A 10,779-nucleotide genomic window follows, 5' to 3' on the forward strand; every position below is an offset into this window, starting at 1 on the left:
CTTGAAATATTAGAAAAACATAATTGGATAATTCACAATACTAAAGAAAAAAAGTTGAATTATTGTAATTATTATTTCTTAATTTATTCTTTATAGCAAAATCATCAAAATGAAAGACAAATAAATGCATAAAACAACTGATTTGTCTATAACAGGATCGAAAATCTCCATAAAAGCTTCTATGGAGATTGGTTTACGAACACGAAAGAATTCATCTCTCACCCTATTGGCAAATCCTCTTAAGTATTTAACAAGAAAGAGGACTTCTTCTTCGGTAAAGTAGGCAATCAACTCCTCTTTAAACCTATCTAAATTTATTAAGGAAAGACAAACCTTTTTCTTTCTTGGCATACTTCTTGTTGAAAAAGATTTCTCTGATTTATTTTATTAGTTATTGGAAATGGTCTATAATTAAATGCCTTCCATGCAAGCTGATTTAATTTACCATCGAAATGTAAATTCTCTTTTAATAAAATCTCTCGAAATACTCTCGCAACGTAAAACCTTCCTACATGAAACCCTACAGGAGAAACGCTCATCCTCTGCCATCCTTCTTCTTCTGTTCCCAACTTAATTACAGGTAATAAAAACGATATATATACAATCATTCTTATTACTATTCTTTCAAGTCATGGTGAGAAAAATCTCATTTATAACCACATACATACTTAACATTGCAAGCATGTGTCTCTAGGACAACTTGATTACACCAAAACATGGATTCAAACCAAATCCTAGAGTCATTCAAAGGAAAGGTATTGTCTGGGTTTGATGCAAGCAATAAGTTATTAAATTTTATAAATGCTGCTATCGAATCAGTGAAGATTGAGATCAAAACCACTATCAATAAGATCCTTGAGAGTATCCACTTAACGTCGTCAATGAAATAGGTTTGCAGAAATTGGAGCAGGACAATGAGCATCTCCTCACAGCACAACCTTTGGAAAATCTGCTACTGTGAAAAGAGGAACAACAACAGCGTCAGATTTAATTGCAAGGGACAGCCTCCCCTTTTGCCAATATTACCTACAACACGTATCTTACTTTAGAAAATGACATCTTGGACAAGCTGGCTAACAAAAGAATATTCTCTGGGATTGCGGATATGTCTCACATGATGTTTTTAGGCTATCTAACCTATGCCACTAAATGGCAAACACCACAATAACAGTGGGAATTGGGCACACATCTCGGGTTGAGCATTAGATAATATGATCAAAGTCAACCCAGAGTTGGGCTACAATGGTGATTATAATTTAGTTCTGAGAACCAATGCTCCTTTTACCAATGAAGTGCATTGATGTCATTTTTTTCCTATTGTTTTGTTAGATGGGTAGTTAATATCAGAATAGAACTAATATCCTATAGTGACACTCATAATGAGCCAATAATTGAGCTAATGAGAACAAAGAGTTAGTTAAATACTATCCAACATCTTTCTTACGCATAAACCTATATGATAGCCTAAATTTACAGGTACAGCATTACCAATTTGTTTATATTGAGCATGCATTGAACCTTCAAATTTATAATTATCAGGAAAAGTTTGTATTCTGGCATATTCTCTTACATTTAAAGGTCTTGTTTCTTCTGGATGGCATCTTTCAGTTTGTTTTTGTGCTGGGCTACAAGTTAACGTTAAAGAAGGCTCATCCCAAGCAAGTCTTCTAGCCATTCCAGTTCTGCCACCAGTATGGTAAAAGCTAACTTTCATATATTCTTTTTGTAACTCTTCAGGTAAATCTTTCCAATACCCACCTTCAGGTACTAAAGATAATATTTTCTTTTTTCTTTCTGAATATTCCATTCCTATTGATGGAGGGCAATCTTTCAAGGCATCTTTAAGGGTAACAATGTAATCTTTTTCTTGAGGAAATACAAAATCTATATCCAAATCATTACGAATAGCTAATATTATCAATCTTTCTCTTTTTTGAGGTACATCTAAATATTGTGCTTTAAGTAATCTATATTCTACCTTGTAACCTAATTCTTTTAGAACCTTAATCATTGTTTGTAATGTTCTACCTTCATCATGGTTAATAAGGCCTCGTACATTTTCACCTATAGCTATTTTAGGATTTGTTTCTTTAATGGCTCTTGCAAATTCAAAAAACAATGTCCCTCTAGTATCTTCAAACCCTAGACTTTTTCTTACATAACTAAAAGCCTGACAAGGAAACCCAGCTTGAATGAAGTCAATTTTATTCATATATTGTTTAAAACAAATATAATTAATATCATCGTGAATGATTTCAGTATTATAAAAATTATTTCTTAATGTTGCTATGCAATTTTTATCAATCTCATTTAATAAAAGATGATGTAAACCAGCATTTTCAAAGCCTAAAGCCATTCCTCCAGCTCCTGCAAATAAATCAATACCAGTGTAATTACTTTTGTCTTGTTCAATGAATATCTTATAAAGGTTATCAGTAATAGTATTATTAAGATTAAGCTTATTGTACAATCTAGTAACTTCTTTTAAATCAAATAATCTATAATTCTGAGAAGATCGAGTAGCTTTAATTAATCCTTTCTTATTCCATCTCCTAATTGTGTCAGGAGAAACAGAAAGATTTTTACTCACTTCGTGGACTGTTAGTTTCATTATATATAATTAATCATTGAGAAAATTTATAACCAATAACTCTATTATATAAATAACCATTGCATAAAGCAAGGGTTATTTAAAGCTTTTCTCAAAGAATTCTGTAAATAAAGAGCTTTTGCTGATGTTAGTGTCAGATGCACCAATAATATCTGAAATAATTTTAGGAACTATTTGATAAATCATTTCAATAGCATTCTCATTTCCAGTAGCTATTGTGTAGAATGTTTTACCACCTACTTGCCTAATATACTGATTTTCTTTTCTTCTTGTTTTAGTTTTGTTATCCGGAGGGGTAAATGATAAGTTGATTCTCTTTTTATCAATAATAGCTACATAATATCCTGTATATCCTATATATTTATCTTTTAGGATTAAATCAATATCATCATATATTGCTACCTTATGATTGCCTTTGATTGTATTATACTTGTTTTTGATTTCCACAATTATTTTCTTTTCATGGTTAACAATATCAACAACATTACCACTCCCTAGATCTTCCCAGCCTTTTATTTTTCCTAGAATTTTTTGATGAAACCCACCTATAGCATTTTGAAATGTTTTATGTATTTATCTTGATTTTTCTCTTTCAATCCATTCTTCAAGTGGTAACCTAAAATGATGCTTCAAATACAGCTGAAAAAGGGTCTATAATATTGCTATGTATAGTAGATTCTATTTGCTCATTGGCTTTTTGTAAAATATCTATAATTTCTTTACATATTAAATATAAATTTTCATACTTTATGAAAGATAGATCACTTTTATTATTATCCATAGTCAAACTGATTATTACATAGATTATTAATTGTTTATATGATTATATCTGCTTATAAATTTAATTACAACTAACTAAAGAAAGGGGGTTACTAAGCATAGGTGTAACCTTAATATAGCAACTACAATCAATTGCAGAAGAAATTAGAAAAGCTAATAAATACAAGGTAAGCTACAGGGGATGTAATTGACAATCTATATTTGAACTATAACAGATATTAATGACGCTATACCAGTAAAAACAACAGATGATGACACAATATTGCATGTCTCATGTGTTCATAGTGCAGTCACATGTGTCATTAATAATGAGAAGGATGTTTTAATAGAATGAGTTTTTGAAAACTGCAATGTTTCGCTCAAAGATATCTTGTGCAGAACCAACAGTAAAGATTTTACACACTTAAATAAGGAGCAACAACCATAACAGATGCGAGAATTTTTTGTGAAAAAGATTGCCAATTAAAACGCAAATTAATGGAGAAAGTTTTTAATGTTCCTGATGCTGAATTTTATTATGAATCAATCGCTAATCTTCAACTAGGTAGTAAAGAAAACTTATCAGGACAAAAAATCAACATCACACATCAGTTATTTCCATACCCAAATATGAGATTGATGGAATTGCTTATGATGATTGACATCGTAAAACGTGCTGGAGCGCATGACATTTCTATGACAATCCCATATTTATATATTCAAGACAATATTATCAAGAAAAAACAAAAACTAAAACAGGTGATATTGAAACAGAAGTGCTGTTGGAATTAGAATTATCTTAGACATATTATTAAATATGGGAATTATCACTATTTATAGTTTTGATGTCCATCATAATTCAATTCCTAGTTTATTTTCAGGATATTTTTGCAACATCTCGCCTGTTAAATTCATTATCAGAAGTATTGATATTGATCGTTCTAGTTCTGTGATTGTTGCACCTGATATAAAAAATGTTAAGCAGTGCAGCTTAATAGCTGATGAATTAAATATTCAGCTCGCTATTGTTCATAAAGACAAAAGAAAAAAAACCATATGCAACTCGATATTAAATTTTGTTGCACCTGCAATGGTTCCTGAGATTGCCATTCTGATATCATCTATAACAGTATTAAACAACTAGGCCTGGAGCAACTAGTAATCCATTTGTTTTTGTGTCATTTGCTAAGAATGCCAAATTACAAACTTTATTGTTTGGACTCAATAAAGAGTGGTCGTTCGAAACATGCTGGCGCTGATGCCTTCCTTTAGGGAAGGGAGAATACCAAAGGCAGTTTGGTAATAGTGTGGCAGTGCCAGTAATTAGAGAGATAGCTAAACAAATTGGGCTCTTGAGAAAAGCGCATAATGTGGGGCAATAGAACTTGGGCAATACTTTGCGGTTTCCTTTGCAGCTGCGGCCTCTTCTTCGAAACTTGTGGACTTCGGTTCGTGAACTGGAATATTGATTAACGCTAGGTGTGTTGTCAATATGAATCCAGTAAATAATCAAGTGGTATCATTCCCTTACTCCCTAAATACTTTCAGCTCTGAGAACATCAGTCATTGCCTCAGGTACTAATCTGAAGTATGTTGCAAAAGATGTTACCAGTAAGAAATTTATTGCAGAAAGAAGAATGGAACCTTTTGAAATGCTACCAATAATTCAGTAATGCAATTACGTAATTGGTTTGCACATTCTCAATAAAAAAATTATCAAAACCAAAAAATTCTTCTTTCAGCTTTGTCAAGTATTTAGCAACAATTCACAGATTGTCAATTCTAATATCAAATCATCTTTAGCATGACAAAGGCCAAGGCCAATATAAAAATTTAAAGTATTACTGTGCTACAATTGGACAAAATACATCATATAAAATATGAGCATTCTTTCAGTAAAATCTCTTACTATAGTTCTATTTTTAGTTTAAAAATTTATATGAAAAAACTTCTTTACAAAAAAACAAAAAATATTGCATTCTCACTGAAAAATTACATGCTATTGGTTTTGCCACTAGCAGGTAAAAATAGTGTAACAATGTGATTTTTTTCATAATGATATAATTGAAGTGTAGCAGTTCTTTTTTAAAATACTTTTACTGATATAGTATTTCCAGAAAGATGTTTCGGTGAGAAAAATCTATAGGAAATAGGTAATGTTTAAAAGATTTAAGCTGCAAAACAGTATGTAAATTATTGCTTAAACACAGTATTTTGATCTACATTAAAAAATGAGAAATTAATAATATTAGCTATTTGCAATGATTTAAATATATCTTTTATGTTTCCTGAAAAAAGATGATCATATGTCTCTTTGAAATGCCTTAAAAATTGTCCGATACCACCTACTAAAGTATTTAGAAAAAAAAATATCAAAGCGAGCTACTGGAAGAACTTACCTAAAAAGACTGTAAAATAATATATGAAAGCTAGTTTTTTATCATACTGGTATATATAGGACTGATAGCTAAAAAATTTGCCTGGAATAAATCATCTTTGACATTAACTTGTGACTCTGAGCAAAAACAAACTAAAAGATATCATCTTACAGAAGCAAAGCTTTCAACTATAAGAAAATATGCTGGAATATAAACTTTCCTTAATAAGGATAATTTCACAAGCTTTATGCACTCTTACTACAAATAAATTGGCAATACTGTTCCTATTAACTGAGGTTATTAGTATAGATTTATATGTCAGGAAGATGTTAAAGTTGTTGTTGAAAATTTTAGTTACCATATATAAAATGACTGCACAGTGTGCCATCCATCAATCAACTATGCAATAGGATCAACACTTTAATATAAAACTTCCCAAACACAAAACTTTGTTAAAAATGACTGTATAATGACCCTACAATATTACTGAGACCTATAACTTTAAATTTAAATTTTCCTTCAGAAATCAAACATTTGAGATATTGTAACACATGACTTAACTTAATGAGTTGTTCTATTTTTGGAAGATTGCCAATTATAGAGTTGCAAGGATTCTCATCTGAAATATTGAGCACTACTAATACACATCAACATATCATGAGTTTGATAGCATTATTTAATGACAAAATGCTGTATTGACTATCACTAGTGAAAAGTTGCACTGATAGGTAAATCAATCAGCAGCATTATTGTATTTATAAATACAGATGAACATCAAAGGCTTGTATTAGTATGGCTAGCATATACATTATTAACCTTACTTTTTGCACAAGCAGTTATTAATCCATTAACTGAATTACTATCAAACATAATTAAATCAGTATTAAGTTAATTAGTCCATAAAAACAACAAATAATTCTTCTGCAAATCTGATAGAAGACTCTAAAACAAACTTAACAAGATTAAAATAGCCCTGTTTACTTTTGACTAAAGGCAAAATATCAAATTTTTATCACCAGACAGCACATTTACACAATAGTCAATTATGAATTATACATCTTTTTTATTGTCTTTTCAGCAAACTTCAGTGTACTAAAATTTCTATTATCAATAACTGTATCAGTTGTCATTTTATTTTTAACACAAAATCTTCCAACCATCTGTTTATAAACTGTACCTGCTGTTACAATAATTACTGAGTTAATATTAAGAGTTGGAATAATATTGCAGGTTGGCACTTTTCATCTATGATGTATTGATTTACTTGATTAATTAATTAAATGAGAAGGCAGTGAATAATCTAATTGAATATTCTAAAACAAGAACAACATAAAATAAATTATTTACATAACGTTATAAAAAAATATAATTCTCTTGAATAGTATTCAATATTATGTAATGGGGTAAAATTATGACTGAAGCATTTTGGAGAGAACCTTCTCAAACAATAGTGAAAAAAAAAGGAATACTTATGTATGACCGCGGTAAGCTAACAAAAGCAATTCCTAGCTCAACTGGAGACTATCTATTTTCAGAAGTAGGATCAGGAATAAGTCCTCTTGTTGTAGTAGGAACTATATTTGATATTACCGAATATCTCTATAAAATTAGACAAAAATCCATTGTTAATAAAATAAAAGAAACACCAGAAATTTATATGAGCATTTCTCAATACAAACCTGAAAAACAGTTTGAAAGCATTTACTCCATAGGTGATAATATAATTACACTATCTAGAAGTGCCTTAAGTTATGTGCCATCTCCATCAAGCACTATTGGAGACTTTTTAAACAATGAAACAACTTTTTTATTAATCTTAAAAGAATTATTTAACAAAACAAAAGAATTTAAAGAAGCTAAAGGAAAGATGCTTTCAAAAGAAATTTTATATCTAAGATTACACTATTTGCAAAATGACAAAGCACTTAAAGAATCTAAAGATATTTTATTAGGCGAAGGATCTATTACTTTAGAATCATTGTTATTTAAACTTTATAAAATTTTCTTCAATGTCTATAAAGATAAAAAATAAACTTATGATGCAAAGCATATGATATAAATTGTATCATATGCTTATCTTAAATTCTCAATAAAAAATATTACCAGTTCCCAGAAATATTAAAAAGAATAAGGTTAATCTAATAGCAAATACTAAAATCTCCATTGTCTATATTAAAAAATAATAAAAAGTTAATTATTTTACTACCATAGAAGATATAATGGTATGAGAATACTAAAGAATAGCAATGATTATTTTAACATAAAATAACCCTAACAAATATATAACATAATTTTGCCATATCATTTATAATTTAGAAAGAAAACTTTCAATCTGAGTAATAATTGCATTACATTTTTGACTATTCAATGCATCTGAATGAGGATTAGTAAATTGCTTGCTGTCATTATCAAAATATTTACCAGAAGCATCTGAAAATTCATCAAATATTGCAACACGAACAAGAATGTCTGCACCAATACTGATATCATTGCCCACTATTCCAAACCCTTCATGAACCATCTTGCTTGCCAATAATGAACCAGGGTTAACAGTAATAATAATAGGTCCATCACTTCCAAGTGAGTCTGCCATAGCAAATGACCACATAGTAATAGCAAGCTTGCTTTGTGAATAAGTATCCATTGCATTTAGCTTATTATTCTTAGCAGTTAATATATCCAAATCAACTGAAGCCTGTGCAGCAGAGGATAAATTAACCACACGACATTTACTATCAAGCAATGGTAAAAGTAATTTTGTTAGCAAATATGGTGCAATAGTGTTTACTGCAAAACGAATATCCAAACCATCTTTTGTCACGATATTAGGTGCTTTAAGAACCCCAGCATTATTGATGAGAACATCCAGCTTCTTATGGTGATCTGATACCTCTTTCGCTAACTTTCTTACCATATTCATATCAGATAAATCAGCAACATAACTCTCCACTTTCCCTAAAGCAGAAAGCTCTGCCACAACATTCTCTAATTTTCGAGAATTACGACCATGCAGCAACACATAGTGACCTTGTTTTAACAATTTCTTTGCTGTTTCAAGACCAATGCCATCAGTGGAGCCAGTGATCAAAATATTTTTTACCATTATCACACCCCTGTGAGCATTTTTAAATAAGGCAAATGAGACTTAGGCAGCTTAGTAGCATTAAAACTCATGATGATGATGCCCAATTGGCACACCACAAGACTGCTAAAACCTTTTTCACGCAAACCAAATTCTTCATCCAGTTTAGTGTCAATACCTTTCATTGACATTGCATCAGTATCTAAGGTAGCAATGCCAAGCAAAAACTGACTAATATTAAGATAGACTTGTTTATCCATCCAATATTGCACATCTTTAAAATCATATTTATGTAAATTAGCAAACAACTTACAAGCCATGTACATTTGTGATTTATGAATTTCAGGATCAACAACAAAACGTCCATCTTTTTCTACTTGCTTTAACACCTTAAGCATATGCATTTTATCAACTTCTAACTTACTACAAAACGCTATAACATATAAATTATTAAAAATAAAATTTTGTTAAATGGATACTTCTCTTCTGTTGATTTGGCAATACGTATCTTACCCTCAACTGTGGAAGGCAAGATAAAATACCATGGCTGTAAATTTGTACTAGAGGCACTGTAATGCAAAAGCTCTTTAATCTTCTCTATATTTTCATCTGATATTTTCTTATTAAAATCATAAACCTTTGCAAAATAACAATGTTTAGCATAGTAAGTAATATCATGCTTCATATACTGTTTACTTACATTGATTAAACTTATTATTATGTTTAATTATATATGCCAAAATACTCAAAAACAAATATGCATATACTTACAATAGTGAATGTGCATGAATCATAACACTAAAGACAGGAAAACAAAAGAAACATAAAAGAAACAGTAAACATGTCTATTGACATGAAAAATCTAAGTATATTATCATATAAATGCATATCTATTTCTCATGTACAACAAGCTATTAAAAGTATCCGTGTCTAGACCAATAGAACATAAATAGAATACCATATTTAAACCAAGAATGAGAAAATGTAAACGAATTTAATACTTTTTCATGTAGATTATTATACAGTTGTATGGATAGATAATAGTTAATTCAATTTTTCATCTATAACAAATGCCTGTATTTATTTAACAGAACGTGATCTTCATAGTAATAGAAAATTATGAATCTTTTGCTCTTTAGAGAAGAACTGTAATAAATGAAGCTGAGCTTGTTTGACAGGTAAAACCTACAAAGGGTAGGATTTACTTAATGAATTTTGCTTCAAAATAAACTAAACTCCTTGCTTTAGGATGAAATATATCTAAAAACCAAATGTTAAAAATTTAATAAATTAGGTATATATTTATATAAAACTGAATAAGTAATCTTTAAATCTTTAGAGATAGAATTAATAGATTGCTTGTTAGCTAATCTTTTAATAATTTCTTTTTTAAGCTTGGGAGTAAACTGAAAGGATTTTCTACCACATTTTTTACCTTTCAAACTCTCAGTGGTTCTTTCTATTAGAGCTTGTCTCTCCATATGAGAAAATAAACCTAACATAGCAGTTTGTAGTAACCTAGCTGAATCTAAAAAGGTTAGTTCATGCTGATCATGAGTAAAAATTCTTACACCTAGTTGGTTTATTTTCTCTATAAGTTTTACATAGTGTGGAAAATTACGACTAAGTATATCTGCTTTATAAATAAATAATACAGAATAATTTGCTTTCAGGCAGTTTAAAACCATATGAAGACCTTTTCTATCTTCCTTAGCTCCACTCTCTCTATCAGTAAATATTAAATTTGGCTTAACTCCCATACCTAAGAGAATTTTTTTTTGATACTCTAAATCTTGACCTTTTTTTGAGACTCTAGCATAACCATAAGGAACAATATTATCTACTGATGCTTTTTTGACACAAGGATATATTTTACTTAAACTTGAAATTATTTCTGGATAATTTTTTGATATATTCATAGTTAATTTTTACATAGATACATATTAATG

Annotated in this window: 13 protein-coding genes; 4 read left to right on the top strand and 9 right to left on the bottom strand. The window is 29.8% G+C overall.

Translation table 11 applies throughout. From position 1 onward, the window contains the following. Positions 1 to 317 precede the first annotated feature (317 nt). Positions 318 to 539, bottom strand: a complete 222-nt coding sequence (locus AABI72_RS01785; RefSeq protein WP_338363814.1) for a hypothetical protein — start codon at positions 537 to 539, stop codon at positions 318 to 320. Positions 540 to 716: 177 nt separating this feature from the next. Here AABI72_RS01785 and AABI72_RS01790 point away from each other — a divergent pair, with 177 nt between their 5' ends. Then, entirely contained in the window at positions 717 to 890 is a 174-nt protein-coding gene (locus AABI72_RS01790; RefSeq protein WP_338363816.1) for a hypothetical protein, read from the top strand. A gap of 527 nt (positions 891 to 1,417) precedes the next feature. Here the strand turns inward: AABI72_RS01790 and dcm are convergent. The 3 genes from dcm to AABI72_RS01805 form a co-directional block, all read right to left on the bottom strand. Then, positions 1,418 to 2,611, bottom strand: coding sequence for a DNA (cytosine-5-)-methyltransferase (dcm, locus tag AABI72_RS01795; protein ID WP_338363818.1), 1,194 nt, complete (start codon positions 2,609 to 2,611; stop codon positions 1,418 to 1,420). 75 nt (positions 2,612 to 2,686) lie between these two features. Next, positions 2,687 to 3,184, bottom strand: coding sequence for an Eco47II family restriction endonuclease (locus AABI72_RS01800; RefSeq protein WP_338363842.1), 498 nt, complete (start codon positions 3,182 to 3,184; stop codon positions 2,687 to 2,689). Between the two features lie 43 nt (positions 3,185 to 3,227). Then, complete coding sequence (locus AABI72_RS01805; protein WP_338363820.1) at positions 3,228 to 3,392, bottom strand: hypothetical protein; 165 nt, start codon at positions 3,390 to 3,392, stop codon at positions 3,228 to 3,230. A gap of 476 nt (positions 3,393 to 3,868) precedes the next feature. On the opposite strand from AABI72_RS01805, the gene AABI72_RS01810 reads away from it, so the two are divergent. Both AABI72_RS01810 and AABI72_RS01815 read left to right on the top strand, forming a co-directional pair. Further along, positions 3,869 to 4,162, top strand: a complete 294-nt coding sequence (locus AABI72_RS01810) for a ribose-phosphate pyrophosphokinase-like domain-containing protein (protein ID WP_338363822.1) — start codon at positions 3,869 to 3,871, stop codon at positions 4,160 to 4,162. 25 nt (positions 4,163 to 4,187) lie between these two features. Continuing rightward, the gene (locus AABI72_RS01815) at positions 4,188 to 4,514 is read left to right on the top strand and encodes a hypothetical protein (RefSeq protein ID WP_338363824.1); all 327 of its coding nucleotides are present in this window, start codon (positions 4,188 to 4,190) and stop codon (positions 4,512 to 4,514) included. A 2,277-nt stretch (positions 4,515 to 6,791) separates the two neighbouring features. On the opposite strand, the gene AABI72_RS01820 is transcribed toward AABI72_RS01815, so the two are convergent. Then, complete coding sequence (locus tag AABI72_RS01820) at positions 6,792 to 6,986, bottom strand: hypothetical protein (protein ID WP_338363825.1); 195 nt, start codon at positions 6,984 to 6,986, stop codon at positions 6,792 to 6,794. Positions 6,987 to 7,159: 173 nt separating this feature from the next. On the opposite strand from AABI72_RS01820, the gene AABI72_RS01825 reads away from it, so the two are divergent. After that, on the top strand, positions 7,160 to 7,780 hold the full coding sequence (locus tag AABI72_RS01825; protein ID WP_338363827.1) for a hypothetical protein: 621 nt from the start codon (positions 7,160 to 7,162) through the stop codon (positions 7,778 to 7,780). Positions 7,781 to 8,053: 273 nt separating this feature from the next. On the opposite strand, the gene AABI72_RS01830 is transcribed toward AABI72_RS01825, so the two are convergent. From AABI72_RS01830 to AABI72_RS01845, 4 genes are all read right to left on the bottom strand, one after another. After that, complete coding sequence (locus AABI72_RS01830) at positions 8,054 to 8,851, bottom strand: SDR family NAD(P)-dependent oxidoreductase (RefSeq protein WP_338363829.1); 798 nt, start codon at positions 8,849 to 8,851, stop codon at positions 8,054 to 8,056. A 2-nt stretch (positions 8,852 to 8,853) separates the two neighbouring features. Then, the gene (locus AABI72_RS01835) at positions 8,854 to 9,234 is read right to left on the bottom strand and encodes a hypothetical protein (RefSeq protein ID WP_338363831.1); all 381 of its coding nucleotides are present in this window, start codon (positions 9,232 to 9,234) and stop codon (positions 8,854 to 8,856) included. A gap of 29 nt (positions 9,235 to 9,263) precedes the next feature. Beyond that, entirely contained in the window at positions 9,264 to 9,515 is a 252-nt protein-coding gene (locus tag AABI72_RS01840) for a nitroreductase family protein (protein ID WP_338363833.1), read from the bottom strand. Between the two features lie 589 nt (positions 9,516 to 10,104). After that, complete coding sequence (locus tag AABI72_RS01845) at positions 10,105 to 10,749, bottom strand: recombinase family protein (RefSeq protein WP_338363835.1); 645 nt, start codon at positions 10,747 to 10,749, stop codon at positions 10,105 to 10,107. Between the last annotated feature and the right edge of the window lie 30 nt (positions 10,750 to 10,779).

It is taken from the genome of Candidatus Xenohaliotis californiensis (assembly GCF_963930935.1).
Taxonomy (GTDB): Bacteria; Pseudomonadota; Alphaproteobacteria; order Rickettsiales; family CAWVOK01; genus Xenohaliotis; species Xenohaliotis californiensis.